We start from the raw sequence: 26,028 nt of genomic DNA on the forward strand, positions 1-26,028 counted from the left end.
CCGGGGCGGCGGTGTGCCTGGCACTAGGCCCGGTCGCGGCGCGCGGCCTCACCTGTTTCGGGTGAGGTGCCACACCGGGACCCCGCCGTGGCGAACGGTTCCCAGCCGGGAGCCACATCATCAGATCCACAGTGGAGTTCCGGATCCGGGTGACCGGTCCCCCACCTCGAGGTCGCGCAGGATCTCCTCCGCCACGTCGTCAGTGGGGCCGTCCGGCACCGGATGCCCGGTGAGCCCGTACCACAGCGAGCCTCGGCCGCGGACGTGGACCAGCACGCCCGACCCGGACGAAGGCGACGTGCTCGCCGCCGTCGCCGACGTCGCGGTACCCGAGTACCCGGAAACCGCCGTGCGCCAAAGGAAGCCGGGCGTCCGCGGCGCGTTCGACGAGCCGTTCGCGCGCACGTGGTGGGGCCGCCACTTCGGCGCCGAACAGCCACGGCAGACCGCCGGCCGCGACGTCGAGTCCCACGAGAGCCACAACGGGCTCGCAGCACACGATCCGGGCCAGGTCCACGGCCACCTCGGCGACGCCGGGGCATTCGAGCACCCGAGCTCGCGCGTGCGGGTGGGAACACGGGCCCGGGCCGCGCCAGTGCCCGCATAACTGGCTCAAGACACCCGCGATCGACGTCGACGTGCCAATACCCACCGTGCACCACAAGAACCATTGGCGCGGGGCCCACACCGGCCGGGACCACGACGTCGGCCACCTGGCCGGGCTCCGGCCCATAGCGCAGGGCGAGGTCCAAGCGGCCGGCCTAGGCGCGGTCCAGCTTCGCGAGCCGAGGGACCAGCACGAGCGAACCGAGCGCCAGGCAGCCGCCGGCGACAATCGGGGCACGGACTCCCGCCGCCGTGCCGAACACCCCGCCCAGCGCCGCGCCGACCGGGATGCCGGCCCAGCCGATCAGCCGGTACGCGCTGTTCACCCGGCCGCGCAGCTCGCGCGGGACGAGCCGCTGGCGCACCGACACCGCCTGCACGTTCCAGACGATGATGCCGAAACTGCCCAGCGCGTACATCCCGGCGACGAGGACCACTGACGTGGCCAAGCCGGCCACGACCAGCGCGACACCGATCGCGGTGATCGCCACGGCGATCCGGGCGCCGAGGCCGAACCGGGCTTTGAGCGGTCCCGCCGCGAACGACCCCAGCACCCCGCCGGCGGCGCCCGACGCGAGCACCAGGCCGTAGACGAACTCCGGCGCGTGCAGCGTCTGCACGACCAACAGGACCAGCACGGAGGTCGCCAGCTGCACCGCCAGGGCGGCCAGTCCGAGTTCGAAGGCGAGCAGCCGCAGCCCGTGGTGGCCCCACAACCACCGCACGCCCTCGGCGATGTCCGCGCGCATCGACGTCATGCGCGGACGGGCGGCACCCGGCGCTGCGCGCACGAGCCGCATCAGCAGCGCCGCGAGGCCGAACGACACCGCGTCCACGACCAGCGGCGCCCCGGCCGCGGCCGCGAACAATGCCGCCCCCAGCGGCGGCCCGACGAACTGCAGCCCGACCACCTGGCTGCCCAGCAGCCGCCCGTTCGCCACGTCGAGCCCATCCGCCGACACGACGTCCGGCAGCAACGCCGTGGCCGCGTTGTCGAAGACGGTTTCCGCGCACCCCAGTGCGAAGGTCAGCGCCGCCAGCACCCAGACCGGCGGCGGGTTCACGAACACCCACGCCGCCACCGCCGCGACCAGCACTGCGCGGACGGCGTCCGTGCGCCACATGAGCTTCCGCCGGTCGTGCCGGTCGGCCAGCGCCCCGCCGAACAGCGAGAAAAGCACCCACGGCACCGACCCGGCCACCGCGACCGCACTCACGGCTCCCGGGCTCGGTGCCACGGCCGCCGCGAGCAGCGGCAGCACGGCCACCCGCACACCGTCGCCCAGCACCGACACCGAGGCCGCTGCCCAGACCTTCGCGAACTCCCGCCCCAGCGCGGGCCGCTGCCCCTGCTTCCCCGCCACCCGGCCATCCTGCCAGGACCGGTGGGCAGCGGTTCAGACCAGCGGCCTCGCGGACGAAGCCTCGCCGGCGTGAGCAGCCGGGTGCCGTGCCGTCAGCTCCACCGGTAGCGAGTCTGGGATGACGCGCTACCGGTGGTGAAAGCGAAGCCCTTCTCCGGCCGGACCCGATAGAGCTGAACGTTCCCGGTCCGGACGGCGTCGCCCAGCTGGTACCAGGTGCCGTCCTCGCGGGTGAGCTGCCAGCCGTAGGCCTGTTCGAACGCGGCCGCCACGGTTTCCCTCGTCGCCTGGTCGGTCACCAGGTTCGCAGTGCCTTCGACGAGGTAGTCCGTGCCGGTCAGCGTGCCGGTTCCGGCGGTCAGCACGCAGTGCGGGTTGGCGCTGAGGTTCTTGGCTTTCTGCTCGTTGTCGCCAGTGGTGAACCACATCGCGCCGAGCGCCCAGATCGCCAGCAATGGCGTCACGTGGGGGCGGCCGTCCGGGCGCACCGTGCACAGCTGGAACTTCTGGATCCGGCGCAGCGCCCCCTCCGTCTCCTCCCACGGCGTCGGGCCGGCGCCTGGCGAGGAGAACGCACCGAGGCTGGTCTGCGGCGCGGTCGGGTCGTCCGCGGTGGGCGTGGACATGGTTTCTCCTGGTGATCGTCGTGAATTCAGCGCCCCCGCGCATCCGCGGGGAAGTCTCACCGCTTCCCGGCGAGGTGGTCGGCCAGGATCTTGGTGACCGACAGCGCGGTGTCGAAGTTCGGCAGGAGCCGGTTTTTCGTCAGCGCGAAGGCAATGCCCCGCGCGGGGTCGGCGTACGCGTAGCTCCCGCCGCCACCCGGCCAGCCGAAGGCCACGGAGTTCGCCTCGGCGGGGGCGCCGAGCCTGCCGATCGGGAAGCCCAGTGCCATCCGCGCCGGAGTACCGAAAACCTGGTCCGTACCTTCGAACGCGAGCGCGGACAGCTTCACCAGCCGCGCGGAGTCCACGAGCTCGCCCTGCAGCACGGCGTTGTACATCGCGGCAAGGCCGTGCGCGGTGGCGATGCCCACCGACGGCACCTCGGCGCGCACGATTTCGCTGTTGTTGCCGAAATCGGCACTGGGCCGGCTTTCCCACGGTGCGAGGATCGCGTTCCCGTCGTCCCGGTCGCCGGGCCACGGCCGCTGCTCCAGGCGCGCCAACCCGGGCAGCGACTCCTCCGGGGCGGCGTAATAGAGCTGCCCCTCGATACCGAGCGGCGTGGTGATCCACTCACGCAGCAGCTGGTGCGGGGGCAGCCCGGTCGCGCGGCACGCCAGCTCGCCGACGAGATAACCGAAGGTGTAGGAGTGATAACCGGTGGCGGTCCCCGGCAGCCAGCGCGGCTCGGCGGCGGCCAGCGCGCCACACACCTTGGACCAGTCGGGCAGCTCGCTCGGGGTGATCTCGCGCGGCATGGCCGGAAGACCGGCTGTGTGGGTCAGCACGTGCCGCAGTGTCGCCGTGGCCTTGCCGTGCACCCCGAACTCGGGCCAGAGGGTCGTGATCGGGCTGTCGTACTCGAGTAGGCCGCGCGCGACCAGCAGGTGTGCGAGCGTGGCTGTCACGTTCTTGAAGGTCGAGAAACTGAAGATCGGCGTGCCGGAAGTGACCGGTCGTCCGGTGGCCGGGTCGGCTGTGCCCGCGACCGCATCGACGATCAGCGCGCCGTCCTGGTAGACCGCGACCTGCACCCCGGTCTCCGCGCCAGTGGCGACCAGGGTGTCGAGATGACGCTGGACCTGGTCCTAGATCGCGCTCATCGCCACTCCGCCTACCGCGCCGACGTGCCGCCTGCCGCGCCCGTCTCCCAGCTGTGGAGTGTGAGACAGCGCATCCCGCACCCCACAGCGCGAATTCCCCTATTTCACCACTTCGACGACGTCGCCGGGGTGAAGCCCGGTGTAGAACGCCACCGCGTCGGCGTGCGAAAGGTGCACGCAGCCGTGCGACTGCACCTTCAGGCTGCCCTGGTGGAACGCCACGCCGGTGGTCGTGAAGAACACCGAGTACGGCATCGGGCCGTTGAACTCTTTGCTGTAGTGGTCGATGTCCTTGTACTGCACGCGGAATGTGCCGGCCGGCGTCGGGTACGCGGGTTTGCCCGCCGTGATGGGGACGCCGCCGCGGACGACGGTTCCGTTGTCCATCAGCCAGGCCGTGCCGGTGTGCAGCTGGACGCAGGCTTTCGCCTGGGCGCTGCACGGCGCGGTGGCCGCGTTCGCGCTGTCGGCGAAGCCGATCGTGGCCGCGACCGCCGCCGCACCCGCCAAGGCTGCCGTGATCCTCGACTTCATCGTTCTGCCTCCCGTCAGTCACAGGAAGAATTCCCCGGTCGGCGTTTTTCGAACCACGAGGATCACAGTGTGCGCCAAGACAGCGGCGACAGCGCCAACGCGGCCGTGGCGAGCCGGCGGGCCGTCTCCGTGAACAGATCGGCACGCGCGGAGTCAATCCATTCGTCCACTGTGGATACTCCTGACGAACGGTATTCCAGCGCCTGAAGAAGCATTTCGAGTTTGTCGGCGTCCTTCGCGCAACGCGCCTCAGTGGACTCCCGCGCCTCGTACTCGCCGACAGCCTCGCGCACCACCGCACGCGAACGCGATGGCAACGCGGCCGTCTGGTCCGCCGTGATCGCCCGCGGGTCCGGCTTCACCAGGTACGGGCCGGCCGAATGCGGCAAATCACCCGTACGGGTCTCCTGCGTGTCGTGCCACAGCGCCAGAAACGCCGCGCGTTCCGGTGACGCGCCTTCCTCCGCGGCCAGCAGCGCGGCGAGCTGCGCGGCCCGCACGCTGTGCTCGGCCACCGACTCCGGATCGCGCACGCCGGCCTGCCACCACCCTGTCCGGCGGACGCGCTTGAGCACCCCGAGTTCGTAACCGAAGGCGGCCAGCGTGGTGGGCTCGTCAGCCATGTCTGCGTACTCCCCGGGTCGGTGATCTCCGGCGCCCAGACTAGGCGGCCGTCGACCTCGAAGCATCGACGCAATCAGGTTCCCGAGGTGTGCCGCGGCCCCCGAGGTCGCCGTCCGCGCTCGGTCACGCGGTCACTCCGCTGCTCATTCCTTGACCGCGCCCATCGTGAAACCGGCGACGAACCGGTCCAGGAACCAGGTGAACACCAGCGCGATCGGCACGGCCACCAGCACTGTGGCGCCCTGCAACGACTGCCAGAAGAACACGTCACCACGCACCAGCTGGGTCGGCACCCCGATGCTCACCGTCATCTGGTCCGTCGGGGCGACGAAAGCGAGCGCGTAGATGAACTCGCTCGCGGTCAGGGTGAAAGCGAACACGACCACCGCGATGATGCCGGGATACGCCAGCGGCAGGACGGCCCGCACGAACGCACCCACCCGGCTGTAACCGTCGACCATGGCCTGTTCCTCGATGTCCTTCGGGATGTTCTTGAGGAATCCCATGAGCAGCCAGACCGAGACCGGGATGGTGATGGTCGGGTAGATCAGGACCAGCGACCACGTCGAGTCCTGGAGCCCGACGGCCACCACGATCCGCGACAAGGCGAGGAACAGCAGACTGGGCGGCACGAGGTAAACGAGGAAGATGCCGATCGCCATGGGCCCGGACCACGGTCGATCCAGCCGGGCCAGCGCGTACGCGGCGGGCAGGCCCAGCGCGAGCGTGATCAGCACTACCAGGACCCCGACCAGCAGGGTGTTGGCCACGAACGTCAGGAACTCGGTGTCGGTGAACAGATAGCCGATGTGGTCGGAGGTGGGCGCCCGGTTGAACACGAACGGGTTGTTCTGGGGGTTGTACAGGTCCCGGTTCTGCTTGAACGCCGTGATCAGGCTCCACAGGAAGGGCGCTGCGCAGATCAGCGCCGCCGCGATCGCCGTCAGGTACAGGCCCACCCGGGCGAGCACGTGGCGCCTGGCGTATCGCTGCCGCAGCCGTCCGGCTTCCTCGGCGGTGGTCATCGCACCTCGATCCGGCGAACCGCGCGCAGAATGAGCACCGCCGCGGCGAGCAACAGCGGGAACAGGAACAGCGCGATGACGGCGCCCTGGGCGACGTCGCCGCCGTCGATGCCGCGGTAGAAAGCCCAGCTGGCGAGCACCTGCGTGGCGTCGTTCGGGCCGCCGCGGGTGAGCACCCGGACCACCGCCATGTCGGTGAACGTGAAGATCGCGCCGAACAGCGCGGCGACCGCCGCCACCGGGAGGACCAGCGGGATGGTGATCTCGAACATCCGGCGCCAGTACCCGGCTCCGTCGACCCGCGCGGCCTCGTCGATGTCCTTCGGAATGGCCATCAGCCCGGCCATCATGATCACCGCGGCGAGCGGGGTCAGCCGCCAGACGTGGACCGCGATCACCGAGGCCATCGACAGGCCGGGCCGGCCGAGCCAGTACATGTTCTCCACCGGACCGAGCGCGCCGAACTGCCGCAGCATCCAGTCGATCGGCGAATAGATGGAATCGAGCAACCAGAGCCACGAGATCGAAGACAGGGCCACCGGAGTCGTCCACGCCAGCAAGACCAGGAAGCGGACGAGCCACTTGCCGCGGAAGTCCGCGATGAGGATGTTGGCGAGCACCTTGCCCAGCACCACGATCAGGACCATCGAGATGAGGGTGAACACGAACGTGTTGCCCAGTGCCCGCCAGAACACCGGGTCGTGGAAGACCCGCGCGAAGTTGCGGAAGCCGACGAAATCGTAGGAGGGGTCCCCTGCCGTCACGTCCGAGAACGCGAACGCGATGGCGAGCACGAACGGAACACCCACCAGCGCGACGATGTAGACGATGCTGGGCAGCAGGAAACCCCACGCCAGCAGGCCGTCGCGATCCGCCAGCCCGCGCCGCGCCGGTGCGGTCGCGGGAGTGGTGACCGTGTCGGTGGCGGTGGCCATCTCACCCACCGTCCAGGCGGACCGGCCCGGAGCGTTGCCCACTGTCCGAGTCGAAGAACCGCAGGCGCGCGCCGGGCACGGCGAACTCGTGCGTCTCGCCCGCCGCGATCGCGGTGTCCACCGTGGCCGGCAGCCGGGCGACCACCCTGGTGCGCTCGCCGATCCGCGACACCGTGCCGTACACGTGCCGGTCCCCGGAGAGGTACTCGAGCCGCTCCACGGCCAGCGGCATCGTGACTCCTTCGCCGGCGGGGACGTTCTCGACCGGCAGCAGGTGCTCGGGGCGGAACCCGACGAGCTTGCCGTCGTGCGGGATCAGGTTCATCGGCGGCGAGCCGAGGAAGGTCGCCACGAATGTGTCGGCCGGGTCGTCGTAGACCTCCACCGGCGGGCCGGCCTGGTGGACCTGGCCCGCGTTGAGCACGGCGATCCGGTCGCCCAGTCCCATCGCCTCGGCCTGGTCGTGAGTCACGTAGATCGTCGTGGTTCCCACTTCCTGCTGGAACCGCTTGAGCTCGTCCCTGGCGCTGGCGCGCAGCTTCGCATCCAGATTGGACAACGGCTCGTCGAGGAGGAACACCTGGGGGTCGCGCACCAGTGCCCGGGCGAGCGCCACCCGCTGCCGTTCACCCCCGGAGAGCTGTCGAGGTTTGCGGTCCAGGAGCAGCTCGAGACCCAGGAGCTCTGCCGCCCAGCGGGCCTTGCTCTCGCGTTCCGCCTTGTCCATGCCCACTGCCCGGAGCGGGAACACGATGTTGGCCAGCACGGTTTTGTGCGGGTAGAGCGCGTAACTCTGGAACACCATCGCGATCTGGCGCGCCCGGGGCGGCAGTCCGGTCACCACGTGCCCGCCGATCAGCACGTCACCGCTGGTCGGCCTTTCCAGCCCGGCGATAGTGCGCAACAGGGTCGTCTTGCCGCAGCCAGACGGGCCCAGCAGCACCAGGTACTCCCCGGCCGCGGCGGCCAGAGTGACCCGGTCGATAGCGGGCACCCGCCCGCCGTCGAACTGCTTCACCAAGTCGCGAACCTCGACGACCGCCATCGCACTCAGCCGCCGACGAGACCGGCGGCACGCCACTTGGCGAAGACGGCGTTGATCTGTCCCTCCGCCTGGGCGACCGACTGTTGCGGGGTGGCTTCGCCGCGTACCGCCCTGGCGAACATGTTGGGGATCACGAAGGTGCTGAACACCTCTCCGATGGCCGTGCTGGCCGGCCCCGGATGACCGATGTTGGCGCTCCACGGGATGGCGTCGGCGAGGAGTTTCAGTTTGTCCGGCGGCCGAGAGCCGAACGGGTCGTTCGCGAGCCAGTTCGGCAGCTCGGGGGTCAGCTTGGACCAAGCGGAGAAGTCGTACAGCTTCGACTGGTAGGTCGCCGAGGCGAAGTTGGCGGTGTAGTGGAGCAGGAACTCCTTCGCCGCCGGCACCCCCGTGGCGTGCTGCGGGATGATCCAGTTGTACAGGACGTGCTGTGCGGCCAGTGCGGTCTCCGGCCCGCGCAGCGCCGGGACGAAGAACGTGTCGTCGGCGACGCTCGGGTTCGACCCGGCCGCGGTCCGCCAGGCGGAAATCGAGTTGACGATGTAGGACATCTTGCCGGCGACGAGGCCCTGGTTGTTGCTCGCGGCGTTCCAGGAGAACACCTCGGGCGTCATCGCCTGCTGGTAGAGCTTCGTCATGTACTCCACGGCCGCGATCGTTTCCGGCGAGTTGATCGTGACGCGCTCGTCCGCGTCCTGCTCTGACGCGCCGAAGGACCACATCAGGGCTCGCAGCACCATGTTGGAGTCGATCTCCTGGGACATGCCGAGGCCGAGCGGCACCCCCTTGCTGTTCTTGATCTGCGCCGCGCCCGTGAGCAGCTCGTCCCACGTGGTGGGGCCGTTCGGCATGCCGACGGCCTCCCACAGCGACCTGCGGTAGTTGCCCGGGTCGGGTACCCACCCCGGCGAGTACGCGTAGAACTTGCCGGTGGCGGGGTTGAGGCTCGACTTCTCGCACAGCGGGAGTTGCTGTCCCCACCGTCGTGTCGCTTCGCTGACGAGATCCCGCTGGTCGAGCACGCTCGGCTCGAACTGCGACAGCGTCGCGATGTACTGAATGAGGTCGTGGCCCTGTCGAGCCTGGATCTCGGCCGCGATCCGGGTGGGGATCTGGGCCTGGTCGATGTGGTCGACGGTCACGTTGACCCCGACCCGGGAACCCCAGTCCCGCGCGAACCGGTCGAACCACACGTCGTGGTTCGGCACGAAGTGGCTCCAGAGGAGGATTTTCAGGTCACCGGAGAGCTTTGTGGACGGTTCACTGAACGTCTCCTGCGGGGCTTGGCCCCCGGTGGTGTCCCCGGTGTCCTCCTCGGAAGCGCAGGCGCCCAGTGTCACCGAACCGAGCGTGACGGCCGCCGCCGCACGCAACACGTCCCGCCTGCTGTGCAGTGAATTGGGGAAGTCGCTCATCACCGACTCCTCCCTCTCGGGAAAAGGAGGCAAATGAGTCTAGTCGATGCCGCCCACCGCGGCAGCGTGAATCGAACCTCGACGCGATCGGCAAGAACTGGGGCAGGCGACTGCCGGGCCGGTGGGCCCCGATGGCTTACGACCTGGAGCGTGTCGCCTGCCGCCGCGCGATCAGGGGTTGAGCACGCGGTCGGTGTAGAAGCGCGTGATGTGCTCGGCCACGAGCTCGGCCGCGCGATCCCCGTCGCCCGCCTCGATGGCGCGCAGGATCCCCTCGTGCTCGGTCACCAGGTCGGCCGCGACGGTCCGCCAGTCGGGCAGACGTGCGAACGCCGCCGCCATCTCCGATTCGACGGCGCCCCGCAGGGCCTGCATGAGGTCGGTGGCCAGCGCGTTGCCCGAGATCCGCGCGATGCTCACGTGGAACTCGGTGTCCAGTGCGTTGAACTGCTGGTACTCCTGGTCCGCGGCGCGCATGCCCTCGACCAGCTCGGCGAGCCGGGCGACGTCCTCGGGTGTGCGGGCCCCCGCCGCGCCCCGTGCGGCGTTGCGTTCGAGCTGCACGCGCGTCTCGACCAGATCGGCCAGGCTGATCCGCGCGAGCGCGAGGTGCAGCCGCAGCAGGTTGGTCAGCGCCGGCGTCGACCGCGCCGTGACGACCGAACCCGCGTCGGCGCCCGAGCCCGTGCGGGCCTCGATGATCCCCATGGCCTCGAGCGCGCGCAGGGCTTCGCGGACGCTGGTCCGGCTCACCCCCAGTGCGCTCACGAGCTCGCGTTCACTGGGAAGCTTCTCCCCCGCGCGCAGGCTGCCGTCGAGGATCTTCTCCTCGATCTGCGCCAGCACCTGTTCGTGCATCCGCACGCGGCGGACCGGCTCCCAGGCCGCCTCGGTCGTCATGACCGGTTCCTCGGCGTCGACCTCGACATCACTGTGGTCACGCTCCTCCTCGGGTTCGTGCGACCCGGTCAAGGATGGACGCGGCGAGAGGGTCTGCCTGCGAACCCCGCCGGGCGGGGTCCGATCACAGTGGCGCGACCGGCCCGGAATCTCACCGGAGTTCCTCTGCACCGCGAAGTGCTCACTCAAGGTAATCGGAGCTCGCAGCCAGTGTCAATATGACCTCTTTGTTGGTATGACCACACTAGTCCGCACACGATCCGGCACAGCCGAGTGACCGTTCGCGCTCCTCCGCACGGAACGCGATCGCGAGCAGGACCTCGCCCAGCCGGTCGAGCACCACGACCGCGTCGGCCGGGGCTTCCCGCGCCGCTCGCCGCGACACCGCCCGCGCGAGTTTGAGCAGCCCGGCCGCGGCACTCAGCCCGCCGAGCACCTCGAACCCGCGCGGCACCACCACGGGACCGAGGTCCCGAGCCGTCCGCCACAGCCGGGGCAGCTCGGGCGCCGGTGTCCCGGCACCGAGCGCGTCGGCCAATTCGAGCAGCTCGTACTGGACGTCGAGCAGCACCGCCTCGTCGTCGGCCGGCAACGTGCACGTGGACACCGCCGCGCCGATGGCCGCATTGGCTTCTTCGACGGCGTCGCGCGCACTCACGGCACCATCCACGACAGCACCGGAGTGGACTGCAGGTACACCAGCACGCACATCAGCGGCACGAACACCGCCGACGCCGCGAGCACCCGCCGGAACAGCAGGCCCTCCTTGCCCGCGAGCCCCACGGCGCTGGCGCCAATCGCGAGGTTCTGCGGACTGATCATCTTCCCGAGCACGCCGCCGCTGCTGTTCGCCGCCGCCATCAGCACCGGCTGCAGCTGCGCGCCGTGCGCGGCCGCCACCTGCAGCGCCCCGAACAGCGAGTTCGACGACGTGTCCGAACCCGTCACCGCCGTGCCGAACCAGCCCAGCAGCGGGGAGAGCAGTGCGAACAACCCGCCGGCGCCGGCGAGGAACAGCCCGAGCGTGGCCGTCTGGCCCGACATGTTCATCACGTACGCCAGCGCCAGCACCGCCATCACCGTCAGCCCGGCGGTCCGAAGCTGCACGATCGTCTGCCCGTAGGCGCGGATCACCTGCCGCGGCGGCACTTTCAGCAGGAACGCGGACACGGCACCGGCGATGAACAGCACCGTGCCGCTGTCTGCGAGCCAGTCGAACTTGAACGACACCAGGCTCAGCGGCTTGCCCTCCGAGGTCGCGATGTGCAGGCCGGGCCAGCTGAACGTCTTCGTCGTCGTGGCCAGTGCCGCGGCCACCACCGGGATCGCGGCGATCGAGAACAGCACGATGATCGTCGCGTACGGCGCGAACGATCGGACCTGCTCGACGCGCGAGTCGAGGACCGTCCGCTCCCGTACCGCCGTCGCCGCGGCCACTCCGCTGCCACCGGAAACCGGCGCGCGCTCCGTGCCACCGTCGCCGGGCGCGCGGTCCGGTGCCCCGGCGGGCTTCGGCCGCCAGAACCGCAGCAGCACCAGCACGGCCGCGGCGGACACGAGCGAAGCCGCGATGTCCGTGAGCTGCACCGGGCCGAAGTTCGCCATCAGGTACTGGACCACGGCGAAGCTCACGCCGCACACGAGCGCGGCCGGCCACGCCTGCCGCAGCCCGCGCCGCCCGTCGAGCACGATCACGAGCACCAGCGGCACGATCAGGGCGAGGATCGGCACCTGCCGCCCGGTCATGGCCGCGAGGTCGTCAAGAGGCAGCCCGGTCACCTTCGCGAGCGTGATCACGGGCAGCGCCACGGCGCCGTACGCGACCGGCGCCGTGTTGGCGATCAGCGCGACCGTCGCCGCCTTCAGCGGTTTCAGCCCGGCGGCCACCAGCATCACCGAGCAGATCGCCACCGGCGCGCCGAATCCGGCGAGCGCCTCCAGCAGGGCGCCGAACGAGAACGCGATGATCACGCCCTGCACCCGCTGGTCGTCGCTGATCTTCGCGAAGGTGCGCCGCAGCACGTCGAAGTGCCCGGACACCTTGGTCATCTGGTAGATCCACAGGGAGTTGAGCACGATCCACAACGCGGGGAACAGGCCGAATGCCGCGCCTTCGAGCGCGGAGTCGAAGGCCGGTCCGGCGGGCATGCCGTAGACCGCGATGGCGACCACGATCGACAGCACGAGCGCGATGACCGAAGCCAGCCAGGCGCGGACGCGGAACACGCCCAGCAGCACGAACAACACCAGCAGGGGCAAGGCGGACACGAGGGCGGACCAGCCGAGGCTGCCGCCCAGTGGCGCGGGAACCTGTGTGTACACAGGTCACCTCCGGGACTCTCGTCGTTGAGAGGGGGTGGGGACTGGAGCCGGGCTCGTCAGAACACCGGGGTTTCGGTGTAGGAGCCGAAGACATCACGCAGCGCGCCGGTGATCTCTCCCATGGACAGGTGTGCCTTCACGGCCTCGATCGTGGCGGGCATGAGGTTCGCCGCCGGATCGGCCGCCACGGCGAGCAGGTGCTCCATCGCCGCTTTCGCCCGGGCCGAGTCCCGGTCGGCCCGCACCTGCTTGAGGCGCGAGAGCTGCCGGGCTTCGGACTCCGGGTCGAGCTTGTGGGTCTCGATCTTCTCGCCCTCGCCCTCGTCGATGTAGGAGTTCACGCCGATCACCGGGCGGTCACCGCTGGCCTTGCGGCGCGCGTAGTCGTAGGCGGTGTCGGAGATCTCGCGCTGGAAAAAGCCCTGTTCGATCGCGGCCACCACGCCGCCGAGCTCTTCGATCTTCGCGAAGTAGTCGTGGATGCCCTGTTCGAGGCGATCGGTCAGGTTCTCCACGTAGTACGAGCCGCCGAGCGGGTCGATCACGTTCGGCACGCCGGTTTCGTGGGCGATGATCTGCTGCGTGCGCAGCGCGACCTTCATCGCCTGCTCGCTGGGGATCGTGTACGCCTCGTCGAGACCGTTGGTGTGCAAGGACTGCGCGCCGCCGAGCACGGCCGACAGCGCCTGCAGCGCGGTGCGGATGATGTTGTTGAGCGGCTGGGGTTTCGTGAGCGTGGCCGCCGCCGTCTGCGCGTGGAAGCGCAGCCGCATCGACTGCGGGTTCTTGGCGCCGAAGGTCTCCTTCATCATCTTCGCGTAGAACCGCCGCACCGCGCGGAACTTCGCGACCTCCTCGAACAGGTCCGCCTGGCTGACGAAGAAGAACGACAGCCGTGAAGCGAACTGGTCCACGTCGACGCCGGTCGCGACGACGTCCTCCACATAGGCCTTCGTGATCGCCATCGTGAACGCGATCTCCTGCAGCGCGTTCGCCCCGGCTTCACTGATGTGGTAGCCGGAGATGTTGACGGGGTTGTAGCGCGCCATGTGCTCGCTGGCGTAGACCACGGTGTCGCGCACGATCCGCATGCTCGGCCGGACCGGGAACACCCACTCCTTCTGCGCCACGTACTCCTTGAGGATGTCGTTCTGGATCGTCCCCGAGAGTTTGTTCAGGTCGTAGCCGCGCTGCTCGGCCACGGCGACGTACATCGCGAGCAGGATCCACGCCGACGGGTTGATCGTCATCGACACGCTGATCTTCTCGAGGTCGATGCCGTCGAACAGCGCCTCCATGTCGGGCAGCGTGTCGATCGCGACGCCCTCGCGGCCGACCTCGCCGAGGCTCATCGGGTCGTCGCTGTCCAGCCCCATGAGCGTCGGCATGTCGAAGTCGACGGACAGGCCCGTCTGGCCCTGCGCGATCAGGTACTGGAACCGCTTGTTCGTCTCCTCGGCCTGTCCGAAGCCCGCGATCTGGCGCATGGTCCAGGTGCGGCCGCGGTACATCGTCGGGTACGGGCCGCGCGTGTACGGGTAGCGGCCGGGCAGGCCGATGTCGTGCCAGTCGTCCGGCAGGTCGGCGGGCGTGTGAACGCGCTGCACCTCCATACCGCTGCCGGAGCGGTAGACCTCGCGCGATTCGGGCTGACGGTCGAGGAACGCCGCGAGTTCGTCGCCCTCCCAGTCGGCGAGCTCGCGCGCGATCGCCTCGACGAGCGCCTCGGTCGTCAGTGCCCGTTCGGCCGGGGCCGGGTCGTGCTCGTTCACCACAGTTCCTCCTCGTCAGTCGTCGCGCCCGGCCGCCCGACCAAGCGGCGCGCAGCGGAAAGCGGGTCCTCGCGCCGCGCGGTCACGTCGTCCACCGCCTGATCGAACGCGGGGACGCCGGGGCGCAGCCCGTCGAGCACGAGCTGTTCGGCCACCCACCGGATGCGGGTCGCGCTGTTGCGCCGGGCGCGCCGGTCGCGTTCGCCGTGCTCGGTCATCCACGCCAGGTGTGCGGCGAACCGCTCGGCGAGCTCGGGCACGCCGTCGCCGGTGGCGGCGACGGTCTGCTGGATCGGCACGTTCCACTGGTGCGGCTTGCGGTGCGAAAGCCGCAGCATGTCGCGCAGCTCGGCCACGGTCTTGGCCGCACCCTCGCGGTCGGCCTTGTTCACCACGTGCACGTCGGCGATCTCGAGCAGGCCGGCCTTGATGGCCTGCACGTCGTCGCCCATGCCCGGCACGCTCACCACGGCCACGGTCTGCGCCGCGCTGATCACGTCGACCTCCGCCTGCCCGACGCCGACGGTCTCGAGCACCACCACGTCCTTGCCCGCGGCGTCGAGCACCGTGATCGCGTCGAGGGTCGCGCGGGAAAGCCCGCCGAGCGCGCCGCGGGTGGCGACCGAGCGGATGAACACTCCCTCGTCTCCGGCGAGGCCGGTCATCCGGATGCGGTCACCGAGGATCGCGCCGCCGCTGAACACACTGGACGGGTCCACGGCCAGCACACCGACGGTCCGGCCCTGCTTGCGGTAGTGCTCGGTCAGCGCCTTCACCAACGTGCTCTTGCCACTGCCCGGCGGTCCGGTCAATCCGAGCACGTGGGCGTCCCCCGCTTTGCCGTGCAGCTCGGCCAGCGCCTCGTCGACGCCGGCGGTACGCCGCTCCACGAACGTGAGCATCCGCGCGATGGCCGGGTGCTGCCCTGCGAGCACCCGCCCCACGACGTCGCCCGGCGTCTTCACGACCCACTTCCGAGGCGGCGCAGAAGGTCGCGGTCGTCGATCACCCGCCGCGCCTTGAACTCGGTGCGGTCGAACGTCTTGTACTCCACCGGGACCACGTGCGCGCCGACGCCCAGCGCACGGCGCAGCTTGTCCTCGATGGCGCGGGCCCAGCCGTCCAGTGTGGACTCCGCGACGCCGCGGTGCTCCACCTGCACCGCGAGGGTGTCCATCGTGGACTTGCGGCTGATCACGATGCGGTGCTCGCCGCCGTAGCCTTCCGCGGCCATGACCACGTCGTCGATCGCGCTCGGGTACACGTTTTCGCCGCGCACGGTGAACATGTCGTCGATGCGCCCGTAGATGCCCTGCGGCAGGAACGGGTACGTGCGGCCGCGGTCGGCCGAGGGCGCTTCCCAGCGCGTGAGGTCGTTGGACAGCAGCCGGATCATCGGCTGGCTGGTGCGCTCGAGCGTGGTGTAGACGGGGGTGCCCTCGCGGCCGTAGTCCACGCGGTGGTGCTCGACCGGGTCGCACACCTCCGTGTAGACGAGGTCCTGCCAGGCGAAGACACCCGGCTCGTGGTTCGAGGCACCCAGGTGCATCCACGGGCTGACCTCGGCCATGCTGCCCGAGTCGTAGACCTCCGCACCGAAGGCTTCTTCGATGCGCCCGCGGATCGTCGGCACGCTCGCGCCGGGCTCGCCGGAGAAGAACAGCTTGCGTAGACCCAGATCCGCGGGGTCGAGGCCCTCGTCGGCGGCGACCTCGGCCAGGTGCAACGCGTAGGACGGCGTCCCGTAGAACACGGTCACGCCCATCTGCTTCATCCACATGACCGTGCGGGCGGTCTGCCCGGGTGTGCCGGCGCCGAACGGGAACACCCGCGCGCCGAGGCGTTCCGCGCCGATGTAGGCGCCCCACGAACCCCAGTACAGGCTCAACGGCGACGCGACCAGCACCGTGTCGTGCTCGCGGATGCCCATCCCCCACATCACGCGGGCGTGGGCGTTGGCGACGCTGCGCCAGTCGCGCTCGCCGATGCCGAACGCGGTCGGGCGGCCGGTGGTGCCCGAGGTGCCGTTCACGTGCTTGACCTCGCTCGGGTGCACGGCGAGGTAGCTGCCGAACGGCTCGTGGGCCGCCTGGTCGGCGCGCAGTTCCTCCTTGCGCACCACCGGGACCTTCTCGAAGTCCGACAGGTCGCGGATGGCAGAGGGGTGGATCCCCGCCTCCTCCCACTTGCGCCGGTAGAACGGCGCGTGGTCCCACGCGTAGGCCATCACCTCGCGGATGCGCGCCAGGATCGCCTCGTCGCGTTCACCGGCGGGCATCGTCTCCCGCCGCGGGAACCAGTGCCGCTGCCCGGACGGCGGGCGGTAGGTTTCGTCGTAGCGCGGCGGCCAGCTCCACTGCTCCATCGGGTTCCGCGGGTCCATCACGCCTCCTCTGCGACGCCGGCCAGCGCGCGGATGCGCTCGACGATCGTCTCCGGGGTGGTGTCCTGGCCGAGCACCTCGGCGACGCCCATCTTCTTGAGCGCCTCCTCGTCCTCGTCCGGCATCACCCCGCCGGCGACGATGGCGAACCCCGGCCGGTCGGGCATCGCGTCGATCAGCTCGAAGATGCGGGTGAAGATCGGCATGTGCGCGCCGGAGAGCAGGCTGACGCCGAGCACGTCGACGTCCTCCTGCACGGCCGCCTCCAGCACCTGCTCGGGGCTGCGGTGCAGGCCGGTGTAGATCACCTCCATGCCCGCGTCGCGCAGGGTCCGCGCGACGACCTTCACGCCCCGGTCGTGGCCGTCCAGCCCGATCTTGGCCAGCATCACCCGGATCGGTTCGCCGCCGCTCTCGCCCACCGTGTCCACACCTCGCTCCACAAACCTGTATCGCGTCTGGTCCTGCCTTGCATGTGGTCTGACCATAGAAGTGGGCGCATGAAATGTGCAACCCTGGGATCAAGCACCACCCGGCTGCAGGAAGGCGAAGGTGTCCGACTTGAGCACCGTTTTGGCCCGCAGAGAAGGGGCGATCGGCAGGCTGACCGTGCACCGGCCGGAGGCGCTGAACGCCCTGGACCTGTGCATGATCCGGGCGATGCTGACCGCCCTCGACGAGTGGGAGTCAGACCCTGTGGTGACCGCCGTGGTACTCGACGGCGCGGGCGAGCGGGCGTTCTGCGCGGGCGGCGACATCGGCGTGGTGCACTCGTCGGCCGTCAGCGATCCGTCGGTCGCCCTGACGCTGTGGCGCGAGGAGTACCGGCTCGACGCGCGCCTCGCGCGCTATCCGAAACCCGTCGTCGCGCTCATGGACGGCATCACGATGGGCGGCGGGATCGGAATCGGCGCGCACGTGGGGGTCCGGGTGGTCACCGAACGCTCGGTGCTCGCGATGCCGGAGGTCGCGATCGGCCTCGCGCCCGACGTCGGCGGAGCGCTCCTGCTCGCCCGCGCACCCGGCGAGCTCGGCACGCACCTCGCGCTCACCGCCGGACGCGCCGGCCCCGCTGACGCGGTCCACTGTGGACTCGCGGACCACCACCTGCCGTCGGCCGAACTGCCCGCCCTCGTCGACGATCTCGCCGCGGGCGCGCCCGTCCGGCCGGCGGTCGCGGCGCGGGCGGTCGACCCGGGTCCGGCGCCACTCGCAGGCGCCCGGTGCTGGATCGACGACGCGTACGGCGGCGCGACCACCGTCGAAGAGGTGCTGTACCGCCTCGAAGCGATCGACGAGCCGGGGCCGCGCGAGGCCGCCGCTGCGCTCACTGCGGCCGCCCCGACCGCACTCAAGGTGACGCTGCGAGCCATCCGCCGGGCCCGGGGGATGACCTCGATCGAGGAATGCCTGCGCCAGGACTTCCGCCTGTGCAGCCGGTTCCTCGGGCACCCCGACCTGGCCGAGGGCATCCGGGCGGCGATCCTCGACAAGGACCGCTCACCGCGCTGGCGCCCCAGCACACTCGCGGAGGTCGACGACGCGGGCGTCGAGGCGTTCTTCGCGCCGCTGGCCGACGAGCTGGACTTGCTGGAGCAGTCCACATTGTGGTCTGACCACCGCTGACCTAGGCTCGGACCAGCCGGAAATCCGACAACGCGGTCGAGGAGGCGGTCCGATCGATGGGCCAACCGGACAACGTGCGGTACCTCGGGTCACCCGGCCAGGCGCTGGCGGGGATCCAGGACTGGATCCTCACCGCGCGGCTGGGCGCGGGCGACCCGCTGCCCGCCGAACGCGACCTGGCCCGGGCGCTCGGCGTCGGGCCCGCGCACGTACGCGACGGGATCCGCGCCCTGGAGGCGGCGGGCGTGCTCGAACCTGCTGCCACGGGCAGCGCCGCCGCGGTCGTGGCCGGCGAGCCGAGCGGCGCGCTGCACAAGCTGCTCCGGCTGCACCTGTCGCTGTCGCGGTTCGCCACGGGTGACCTCATGTCCATCCGCCTCGAACTGGAACGCTCGTCGGCGGCGCGCGCGGCCCGCGGCGTGGCGCCCGACGACCTCGACCAGCTGCGGGAGGTCACCGACGAGATGGGCCGCCCCGGCGTGACCCGCGTGCGGTTCCGCGAGCTCGACTCCGGCTTCCACCTCCGCCTCGCCCGCGCCGCGCACAACGACCTCGCCGCCGTGCTGCTCGCCTCGCTCGGCGACGCCGTGGGCGACGAGATGACCGCCGGGTACGCCCGGACGGCCGACTGGCCCGCCACCGCGCGGCAACTCGCGACCGAGCACACCTGGATCCTCGACGCGATCGAAACCGGCGACCCGGATCGCGCGTCGGCCGAGGTGACGCGGCACATCGCCGGCTTCTACGGCCTGCGCGCCGGCTGAGCGGTTCCCCGGAACCCTTTGCGGGGCATAGGGTCTCCCCCAGGTTTCACGGATGAGCAGTTCACCGTCGAGCACTGGAGGACGCATGTCGTTGCTGGCCGAGCTGAGCGCGGCGATCACCGGCGGTGGCATCGAGGTCGTGGACCTCACCGCACCGCTGACCTCGAGCACCCCGATCCTGCAGCTGCCCGAGCCGTTCGCGAACACGATCCCGTTCCGGCTCGAGGAGATCAGCCGGTACGACGAGCGCGGCCCGCGCTGGTACTGGAACGACATCCACACCGGCGAGCACACCGGCACCCACTTCGACGCGCCGGTCCACTGGCTGTCCGGAAAGGACGGTCTCGACGTCTCCCAGGCACCGCTGAGCACGCTCGTCGCGCCCGCGGTGGTGCTGGACGCGTCCGCGAAAGCCGAGGGCAACCCGGACTTCCTGCTGTCGGTCGACGACGTGCGCGAGTGGGAGGCCGAGCACGGCGCGCTGCCCGCGGGCGCGTGGCTGCTCTACCGCAGCGGCTGGGACGTGCACTCCAGCGACCAGGACGAGTTCCTCAACGCCGACGAGTCCGGCTCGCACACCCCCGGCGTCTCGCCGGAGTGCGCCAAGTGGCTCGCCGAGGAGACGCCGATCGCGGGGCTCGGCGTGGAGACCGTCGGCACCGACGCCGGTCAGGCACCCGGGCTCGACCCGGCCTTCCCGTGCCACGAGTTGCTGCTCGGCGCGGGCAAGTTCGGCCTGACGCAGCTGCGCAACCTGGCGAACCTCCCCGCGACCGGGGCGATGCTGGTGATCAGCCCGCTGCCGATCGTCGGCGGTTCGGGCAGCCCGGCCCGGGTGTTCGCGCTCGTCGAGCGTGGCGCATGAAGGTCGCGGAACTCGTCGGGCGCACGCTCGCCGACCTCGGCGTCGGCATGGCCTTCGGTGTGGTCGGCAGCGGCAACTTCGAGGTGACCAACGCGCTGCGGGCGGCGGGCGTGCGCTTCGTCGCCGCGCGGCACGAAGGCGGCGCGGCGAGCATGGCCGACGCGTACGCGCGGATGAGCGGCCAGGTCTCCGTGCTCAGCCTGCACCAAGGCTGCGGCCTGACCAACGCGATCACCGGCATCACCGAGGCCGCGAAGAGCCGCACGCCGATGGTCGTGGTGACCGCCGACGCCGCCGCGGCGGCCGTGCTGTCGAACTTCAAGATCGACCAGGACGCGCTCGGCATCGCGGTCGGCGCGGTGGCCGAGCGCGTGCATTCGGCGGAATCCGCCTTCGCCGACACGATCCGCGCGTTCCGCACCGCGCGGCAGGAGAACCGGACCGTCGTGTTCAGCCTGCCGATCGACCTGCAGCAGCAGGAAGCCCCGCCGCACGGCGAAGTGCCGGCCGTGCCCGGGCCCGCGCCGATCCGGCCGGAGACCGCGGTCGCCGGCGAGCTGGCGGAGCTGCTGTCCGAGGCGCGGCGCCCGGTGTTCATCGCCGGCCGCGGCGCCCGTGGCCAGGCCACCGCGCTGCGGGCGCTGGCCGACGTCACCGGCGCGCTGCTCGCGACCTCGGCGGTGGCCAACGGTCTCTTCCACGACGACCCGTGGTCACTGGGGATCAGCGGCGGCTTCTCGTCGCCGCTGGCCGCCGACCTGATCGCGGACGCGGACCTGGTCGTGGGCTGGGGCTGCGCGCTGAACATGTGGACCACGCGCCACGGCAAGCTGCTCGGGCCCCGGGCGCGGCTCGTACAGGTGGACCGCGAGCAGGCCGCGCTCGGCGCGCACCGGCCGATCGATCTCGGCGTGGTCGGCGACGTCGCGGCCACGGCCGTCGACGTGCTGGAGCTGCTGGAAGCCCGCGGGCACAAGGCCGAGGGCTACCGCGGCCCCGAGGTCGCGGCGCGCCTGGCCGCCGAGGTGCGCTGGAACGACGTGGCGCACCTCGACAGCTCCGGCGACGGCCGCATCGACGCGCGCACGCTCAGCGCCCGCCTCGACGAGCTGCTGCCCGCCCCGCGCGTGGTGTCGATCGACTCGGGCAACTTCATGGGTTACCCGAGCGCGTACCTGTCCGTACCAGACGAGAACGGGTTCTGCTTCACGCAGGCCTACCAGTGTGTCGGGCTCGGGCTGGGCACGGCGATCGGCGCGGCGCTCGCGCGGCCGGACCGGCTGCCCGTGCTCGGCGTCGGAGACGGCGGGTTCCACATGGCGATCTCCGAGCTGGAGACGGCCGTGCGGCTACGGCTGCCGCTCGTGGTGATCGTCTACAACGACGCCGCGTACGGCGCGGAGGTCCACCACTTCGGCGACGCCGACCTCGACACGGTGCGCTTCCCCGACACGGACCTCGCGGCGATCGCGCGCGGGTTCGGCTGCACCGGCGTCACCGTGCGCACGCCGGGCGACCTGGCAGCGGTGACGAAGTGGCTCGACGGTCCTCGCGAAGCGCCGCTGGTGATCGACGCGAAGGTCTCCGACGACGGTGGTTCGTGGTGGCTCGCCGAAGCGTTCGGGCACTGAGGCTTTCGAGCACTGAGGCTTTCGGGCACTGAAGCGTTCGAGCACTGGGACCCGGGGACGCCGAGGTTTTCGGCCCGGGTCAGTGTTTGCTGCCCGCCCGCGCGGCGATCCGCGTCATCAGCGGGCGGGGCAGCAGCTTGCCCAGCGCCGCCGCGGTCTTGTAGCGCACGTCCGGCACGCTCACCGCCGTGCCGCGGCGGAAGTCACGGATCGCGGCGGCGACGAGGGTCTCCCCGTCCAGCCACAGCGAGTCCGGGATGCCGCCGGTGTCCATTCCGGACCGTTCGTGGAACTCCGTGCGCACCCAGCCGGGGCACAGCGCCATCACGTGCACACCGCTGCCGCGCACCTGTTCGCGCACGCTGTCACTGAAGACGACAACCCAGGCCTTCGACGCGCTGTAGGTGCCGCGCGAGAAGAACGCCGCCACCGAGGCCACGTTGATCACTCCCCCGCGCCGGCGCGCCAGCATGCCGGGCAACGCCGCCTTCGTGATCCGCAGGACGGCTTCGCAGTGCACCCGCAGCATGTCGAGCTCGGCGGACACCTCGGTCTCGAGGAACTCGCCCCGTTGTCCGAACCCGGCGTTGTTCACGACCAGGTCCACCGTGGCCACGCGCTGCTCGACGCGCGCGATCCCGGCGTCCGTCGCCAAGTCCGCCACGAGGACCTCGACGGGCACGCCGTGGTCCGCCCGCAGCGAGCGCGCGAACCGCTCCAGCCGGGCCGCGTCCCGGGCGACGAGCACGACACCGAACCCGTCCGAGGCGAGCCGGCGCGCGAACGCCGCGCCGATTCCGGCTGTCGCGCCGGTGACGAGAGCTTCGGGCATGCGCGGCAGTCTAGGCCGGGCGCTCACCAGGTCATCGGGAGCCGGGCGATCGACCCGCCCACCTGGTCGCCGAGTTCCGTGGCCCGGCATGGGGATTCATGAACGGGAAGGCGCAAGTCCGGCATCCGCCGCAGCAAAGCGGCGTACGCGGCGCGCAGGCTCGGGATCGGTGAACACGAGGTCGTCGAAGCCGATCGAGCAGTGGTCGCACAGCACGAGGTCGCCCACGCGGATCACCACGCCCGCCACGGCGATGTCCTCGGCCACGTACCGCGGCACGCAGAACTCGGCGACCCGGACGACGCGCAGCACCTCTTCCACGGCCGTGCCGAGCAGACGCGGCCCGCCCGCACGCGCCCGCGCCGGCCGGGGGTGCCTGGCGGGCAACGCGATGCCCGCGCCGAGGTTGCTCGACGTGACGAGCGCGAGCAGGCCCGACACGTCGGCGTCCTCCGGGATCACCTCGCACAGCGTGGACGCGAGGGTGTCGCCCGGGGTGCTTCGCTTGCGGCGGGCGAGCTCGCGCAGGTAGGCGTACAGCTCGTCCAGCGCCGCGGCCGCGGTGTGCTCGGCGTCGACCTCGCCAGCGCCGAGGGGCAACGCGAGGAGACCGTCCGGATCGGGCACGCCGACGAGGTCGCACCGGGTCCCGAACGCCAGCGGCAGCGAAAAGTCGTTGTGCAGGCCGGCCGGGGGTCCGGCGGCGAGCACGACGTCGATCTGCTCGTCGCCCATCCGCGACGCGGCGGCCGGCCGCTGCATCGTCCAGTCGGTGAAGTGGCACGAGGGCGCTGCGGATGTCACCGCGGCGTTCGCGGGCCGCGGCCGGCTCGGCGTCGGACACCGCCAGGTCGAGCACGGACGTGCGCACGTACCGCGGCCGGGCGGCCGGATCGGTCCCGCCCAGCCACGGGTCGAGCCGCAGCGGCCTGAGCTCCGCGAGCCGGGTGACGAGCCAGGCTTCGGCACCCGCCGTCGTCCGCACGCGGGCCACGGGACCGGTGTCGCGCACGGCGCGCAGCACCGGATCCAGTTCGCCCAGCACCAGGTTCCCGCATTTCAGCACGGGTGTGTCCCCACCGGCTCCCTCCGGTCAAGATCACTTCACGCTGAGCGCGCGGCACTCAGGGAAACCCCGGCGATCCCCTTCAGCGGGACAACGCCCCGATCGTGATCGGTGGCGCTGCGGCCGCGGCGAGCGGGAAGTCGGTAGCCTGGCCCCGTGGTCGACCCCATCCCCCGCGGTTCCGCCGAGAGTGACCCCGAACGTCCTGATCAGGACGGTGAGGGCGAGTCGTCCGGTTCGGACGGTCGCGGACGCAAGGCGCGCAAGAAACGTCCGTTCTGGCAGGAACTGCCGATCCTGATCGTGATCGCCCTCGTGCTCACGATCCTGATCCAGCAGTTCGTGGCGAAGGTTTTCATGATCCCGTCCGAGTCCATGGAGACCACGCTGCACGGCTGCACGGGGTGCTTCGGCGACCGCGTGGTCGTCGACCGGGTCACCTACGACTTCACCGACCCGTCGCCGGGTGACGTGATCGTGTTCCGCGGGCCGGGCCCGTGGACGGAACACGAGATCGCGCCGCAGGAGCCGAGCAACATCTTCGCGAAGGCGGCGCGCGAGATCGGCTCGCTCGTCGGCTTCGCGCCGCCGGACGAGCAGGACTTCGTCAAGCGAGTGATCGCCGTCGGCGGGCAGACGGTGCAGTGCTGTGACCCGCAGGGCCGGGTGATCGTGGACGGCAAGGCGCTCGACGAGCCCTACATCCACTGGGTCGACCCGAACAACCCGGCCCAGGACTCGTTCGCCCCGGTCACTGTGCCGCAGGGCAGCCTCTGGGTCATGGGCGACAACCGCAACGACTCGTGCGACTCCCGCTGCCAGGGCGGCGGCGGGATCAACGGCACGGTGCCGGTCGAGGACGTGATCGGCAAGGCGCGCTTCATCGTCCTGCCACCGTCGCGCTGGGGCGGGGTGAGCGACTTCGACGCGCAGGACTCGGCGACGCCGGTGGCGCTCGGCGCGCCGGCGTGGCAGCAGGGACTGCCGCTCGGCGTGGGTACGGCGCTGTCGGTGCCGACGTTATTGGTCGGTCGGCGCACACGCGACGCACTGCGCAAGCGCCGCCGCGGCTGACCGCGTTCCGCCAGGAGAGTTCACGCGGGTCCCGTTGAGGTCACCCGACGTGGGCACCACACACGAACGCTACGACCGCGAAGCCGCCGAGCAGTGGTTCCGGCGGCGCGGTCTGCCGTCGGTGGTACGCGGGCGCCCGGCGCACCTGCTGGTCCGGATCGTGCCCGCCGAGGTGTTCGTGGTGCTCGGGCTGCTGTTCACCACGGCGACGTCGGTGCTCGACGGCGGCAGCGACGACGAGTTCGCCCGCCGGATGGACCAGACCTGGTTCGCGCTGCTCTACCTGGCCGTGCTCCTCGCGTACGTGGTGGTGCCGTCGGCCGGCGCGTGGCTCGCCGCGCGCTGGGTCCGGCGGCGCGTGCCGGCGCGGCGGGGCACGCCCGTCGCGCTCGGGGTCGCCGCGGTGTTCCTGGTGCTCAACCTGATCGTCGATGCCGCGGCCCCGCCGCACGACTCGCTGCCGGTCGGGGTTGGTCGCGGCGTTCTTCGGCGGCGGGTCCATTCTCGGCTGGGCGCTGCGGGCCGCGTTCCGCCAGCTCGGCCGCCTCGGTGACCTCACGTGTCGCGCTCTGCCGCTGCTCCTGCTGTTCACCCTGTTCGGTTTCTTCACCACCGAGATCTGACAGGTGACCGCCGACCTCACGAGGCACCGGACCCGGCTGTCGTCGGGCTGTTCTCGGTGGTGGCGGTGCTGTTTCGCGTGTCCACGCTGTCGGACGAGGTCCGGTCGCTGACCAAGGCGGAGCAGCCCGCCGAACCGGACACGCTGGACGGGACCCCGTTCGCTTCGTGCGCCGATCCCGCGCCGGAGCGGGTGCCACTGACCGAGCTGGAGCGGGCGAACATGGTGCTCGTCCTGCTGCTCACGCAGATCCTGCAGACGCTCGTGCTGTCGGTGCTCACCTTCGTGTTCTTCGTGGCGTTCGGCGTGATCACGGTTCGCGCGCCGGTGATCAAATCGTGGGTCGGGCACGACCCGACACCGGGCACGTTGTTCGGGATCCAGGTGCCGATCGCCAACGAGCTGCTGCAGGTGTCGTTGTTCATCGGCGCGTTCTCCGCGCTGTACTTCGCGGCGGGCGCGGTCACGGACTCGACGTACCGCAGCTCATTTTTCGAGCCGCTCGTGCGTCACCTGGGCACGAGCCTCACAGCCCGCGACCACTACCTCGCGCGTTTGCCCGTGCGCGGCTGAGCCCGCAGCCCGTCCACCACGAGGTGCAGCAGGCGGTCCGCCAGCTTCGGGTCGTCCGGCGTTTCGTCGGCTGCCTGGCCGATGGCGCCGGCGAGGCGCAGGAGGTCGGCGATCGTCGCGTCCTTACGGGCCGCCCTGCCTTCTGCGCTCGGGTGAGCAACGTCTTCCCGGCCTGCTCGACGGGAATCCGCGACGCGGCGAGTGTCGCGTTCGGACGGTCCGGGCCCGTCGCCGCCGCGATGGCCTGCCACGCGCGGTGCCGGTCGACCACTGCTCTCAGCC

General features: G+C 70.9%; 26 protein-coding genes and 1 pseudogene. 8 read left to right on the forward strand and 19 right to left on the reverse strand.

Features of this window, described 5'->3' with window-relative positions:
* Positions 1–229 precede the first annotated feature (229 nt).
* A complete protein-coding gene (locus AB0F91_RS19855; protein WP_360599059.1) occupies positions 230–607 on the forward strand; it encodes a hypothetical protein in 378 nt (125 codons plus the stop codon).
* 154 nt (positions 608–761) lie between these two features.
* On the opposite strand, the gene AB0F91_RS19860 is transcribed toward AB0F91_RS19855, so the two are convergent.
* The 16 genes and pseudogenes from AB0F91_RS19860 to AB0F91_RS19935 all read right to left on the reverse strand — a co-directional run bounded on the left by AB0F91_RS19860 (position 762) and on the right by AB0F91_RS19935 (position 17,124).
* Positions 762–1,970 (reverse strand): MFS transporter, encoded by a 1,209-nt coding sequence (locus tag AB0F91_RS19860; RefSeq protein ID WP_360599061.1) that lies wholly within the window; start codon positions 1,968–1,970, stop codon positions 762–764.
* A 92-nt stretch (positions 1,971–2,062) separates the two neighbouring features.
* The gene (locus AB0F91_RS19865) at positions 2,063–2,596 is read right to left on the reverse strand and encodes a pyridoxamine 5'-phosphate oxidase family protein (RefSeq protein WP_360599063.1); all 534 of its coding nucleotides are present in this window, start codon (positions 2,594–2,596) and stop codon (positions 2,063–2,065) included.
* A 56-nt stretch (positions 2,597–2,652) separates the two neighbouring features.
* A pseudogene (locus AB0F91_RS19870) lies at positions 2,653–3,702 on the reverse strand (serine hydrolase domain-containing protein); the annotation flags it as partial.
* A 135-nt stretch (positions 3,703–3,837) separates the two neighbouring features.
* Positions 3,838–4,272, reverse strand: a complete 435-nt coding sequence (locus tag AB0F91_RS19875; RefSeq protein WP_360599065.1) for a L,D-transpeptidase — start codon at positions 4,270–4,272, stop codon at positions 3,838–3,840.
* Positions 4,273–4,334: 62 nt separating this feature from the next.
* Positions 4,335–4,895 carry an HD domain-containing protein gene (locus AB0F91_RS19880; RefSeq protein WP_360599067.1) on the reverse strand — a complete coding sequence of 187 codons (561 nt, stop codon included), beginning with the start codon at positions 4,893–4,895 and terminating at the stop codon, positions 4,335–4,337.
* A gap of 144 nt (positions 4,896–5,039) precedes the next feature.
* Complete coding sequence (locus tag AB0F91_RS19885; protein ID WP_360599069.1) at positions 5,040–5,921, reverse strand: carbohydrate ABC transporter permease; 882 nt, start codon at positions 5,919–5,921, stop codon at positions 5,040–5,042.
* Complete coding sequence (locus tag AB0F91_RS19890; RefSeq protein WP_360599071.1) at positions 5,918–6,856, reverse strand: sugar ABC transporter permease; 939 nt, start codon at positions 6,854–6,856, stop codon at positions 5,918–5,920. Before AB0F91_RS19890 ends, AB0F91_RS19885 begins: the two co-directional genes overlap by 4 nt.
* A gap of 1 nt (position 6,857) precedes the next feature.
* On the reverse strand, positions 6,858–7,901 hold the full coding sequence (locus AB0F91_RS19895) for an ABC transporter ATP-binding protein (RefSeq protein WP_360599073.1): 1,044 nt from the start codon (positions 7,899–7,901) through the stop codon (positions 6,858–6,860).
* 5 nt (positions 7,902–7,906) lie between these two features.
* Positions 7,907–9,316, reverse strand: a complete 1,410-nt coding sequence (locus AB0F91_RS19900) for an extracellular solute-binding protein (protein WP_360599075.1) — start codon at positions 9,314–9,316, stop codon at positions 7,907–7,909.
* 171 nt (positions 9,317–9,487) lie between these two features.
* Positions 9,488–10,216, reverse strand: a complete 729-nt coding sequence (locus tag AB0F91_RS19905) for a FadR/GntR family transcriptional regulator (RefSeq protein ID WP_360599077.1) — start codon at positions 10,214–10,216, stop codon at positions 9,488–9,490.
* Between the two features lie 244 nt (positions 10,217–10,460).
* Complete coding sequence (locus tag AB0F91_RS19910) at positions 10,461–10,874, reverse strand: hypothetical protein (RefSeq protein ID WP_360599079.1); 414 nt, start codon at positions 10,872–10,874, stop codon at positions 10,461–10,463.
* Entirely contained in the window at positions 10,871–12,538 is a 1,668-nt protein-coding gene (locus AB0F91_RS19915; protein WP_360599081.1) for an L-lactate permease, read from the reverse strand. The genes AB0F91_RS19910 and AB0F91_RS19915 overlap by 4 nt, the downstream gene beginning before the upstream one ends.
* Positions 12,539–12,594: 56 nt before the next feature.
* Entirely contained in the window at positions 12,595–14,310 is a 1,716-nt protein-coding gene (locus tag AB0F91_RS19920) for a methylmalonyl-CoA mutase family protein (RefSeq protein ID WP_360599083.1), read from the reverse strand.
* On the reverse strand, positions 14,307–15,275 hold the full coding sequence (gene meaB, locus AB0F91_RS19925) for a methylmalonyl Co-A mutase-associated GTPase MeaB (RefSeq protein ID WP_360599085.1): 969 nt from the start codon (positions 15,273–15,275) through the stop codon (positions 14,307–14,309). Before meaB ends, AB0F91_RS19920 begins: the two co-directional genes overlap by 4 nt.
* Complete coding sequence (locus tag AB0F91_RS19930; RefSeq protein WP_360599087.1) at positions 15,272–16,693, reverse strand: AMP-binding protein; 1,422 nt, start codon at positions 16,691–16,693, stop codon at positions 15,272–15,274. Before AB0F91_RS19930 ends, meaB begins: the two co-directional genes overlap by 4 nt.
* The gene (locus tag AB0F91_RS19935) at positions 16,693–17,124 is read right to left on the reverse strand and encodes a cobalamin B12-binding domain-containing protein (RefSeq protein ID WP_360599089.1); all 432 of its coding nucleotides are present in this window, start codon (positions 17,122–17,124) and stop codon (positions 16,693–16,695) included. Before AB0F91_RS19935 ends, AB0F91_RS19930 begins: the two co-directional genes overlap by 1 nt.
* A 130-nt stretch (positions 17,125–17,254) precedes the next feature.
* Here AB0F91_RS19935 and AB0F91_RS19940 point away from each other — a divergent pair, with 130 nt between their 5' ends.
* From AB0F91_RS19940 to AB0F91_RS19955, 4 genes are all read left to right on the forward strand, one after another.
* On the forward strand, positions 17,255–18,319 hold the full coding sequence (locus tag AB0F91_RS19940) for a 3-hydroxyisobutyryl-CoA hydrolase (RefSeq protein ID WP_360599091.1): 1,065 nt from the start codon (positions 17,255–17,257) through the stop codon (positions 18,317–18,319).
* Between the two features lie 56 nt (positions 18,320–18,375).
* Positions 18,376–19,083 (forward strand): FCD domain-containing protein, encoded by a 708-nt coding sequence (locus tag AB0F91_RS19945; RefSeq protein WP_360599093.1) that lies wholly within the window; start codon positions 18,376–18,378, stop codon positions 19,081–19,083.
* Positions 19,084–19,168: 85 nt separating this feature from the next.
* Positions 19,169–19,948 carry a cyclase family protein gene (locus AB0F91_RS19950; protein ID WP_360599223.1) on the forward strand — a complete coding sequence of 260 codons (780 nt, stop codon included), beginning with the start codon at positions 19,169–19,171 and terminating at the stop codon, positions 19,946–19,948.
* A complete protein-coding gene (locus AB0F91_RS19955) occupies positions 19,945–21,579 on the forward strand; it encodes a thiamine pyrophosphate-binding protein (protein ID WP_360599095.1) in 1,635 nt (544 codons plus the stop codon). Before AB0F91_RS19950 ends, AB0F91_RS19955 begins: the two co-directional genes overlap by 4 nt.
* A 79-nt stretch (positions 21,580–21,658) precedes the next feature.
* Here AB0F91_RS19955 and AB0F91_RS19960 read toward each other — a convergent pair whose 3' ends face one another.
* The gene (locus AB0F91_RS19960) at positions 21,659–22,411 is read right to left on the reverse strand and encodes an SDR family oxidoreductase (protein WP_360599097.1); all 753 of its coding nucleotides are present in this window, start codon (positions 22,409–22,411) and stop codon (positions 21,659–21,661) included.
* A 96-nt stretch (positions 22,412–22,507) separates the two neighbouring features.
* Positions 22,508–23,215 carry a cytochrome P450 gene (locus AB0F91_RS19965; protein ID WP_360599100.1) on the reverse strand — a complete coding sequence of 236 codons (708 nt, stop codon included), beginning with the start codon at positions 23,213–23,215 and terminating at the stop codon, positions 22,508–22,510.
* Positions 23,216–23,633: 418 nt separating this feature from the next.
* Between AB0F91_RS19965 and lepB the strand changes: the two genes are divergently transcribed.
* The 3 genes from lepB to AB0F91_RS19980 all read left to right on the forward strand — a co-directional run bounded on the left by lepB (position 23,634) and on the right by AB0F91_RS19980 (position 25,746).
* Positions 23,634–24,551, forward strand: coding sequence for a signal peptidase I (lepB, locus tag AB0F91_RS19970; protein ID WP_360599103.1), 918 nt, complete (start codon positions 23,634–23,636; stop codon positions 24,549–24,551).
* 49 nt (positions 24,552–24,600) lie between these two features.
* Positions 24,601–25,104 carry a hypothetical protein gene (locus AB0F91_RS19975; protein WP_360599105.1) on the forward strand — a complete coding sequence of 168 codons (504 nt, stop codon included), beginning with the start codon at positions 24,601–24,603 and terminating at the stop codon, positions 25,102–25,104.
* A gap of 147 nt (positions 25,105–25,251) precedes the next feature.
* Positions 25,252–25,746: a hypothetical protein gene (locus AB0F91_RS19980; RefSeq protein ID WP_360599107.1), complete on the forward strand. Its 495-nt coding sequence runs from the start codon at positions 25,252–25,254 to the stop codon at positions 25,744–25,746.
* On the opposite strand, the gene AB0F91_RS19985 is transcribed toward AB0F91_RS19980, so the two are convergent.
* Positions 25,716–25,997, reverse strand: coding sequence for a hypothetical protein (locus AB0F91_RS19985; RefSeq protein WP_360599225.1), 282 nt, complete (start codon positions 25,995–25,997; stop codon positions 25,716–25,718). The two genes, AB0F91_RS19980 and AB0F91_RS19985, sit on opposite strands and share 31 nt — an antisense overlap.
* Positions 25,998–26,028: the final 31 nt, after the last annotated feature.

The sequence above is a fragment of the Amycolatopsis sp. NPDC023774 genome, assembly GCF_040639695.1.
GTDB lineage: Bacteria > Actinomycetota > Actinomycetes > Mycobacteriales > Pseudonocardiaceae > Amycolatopsis.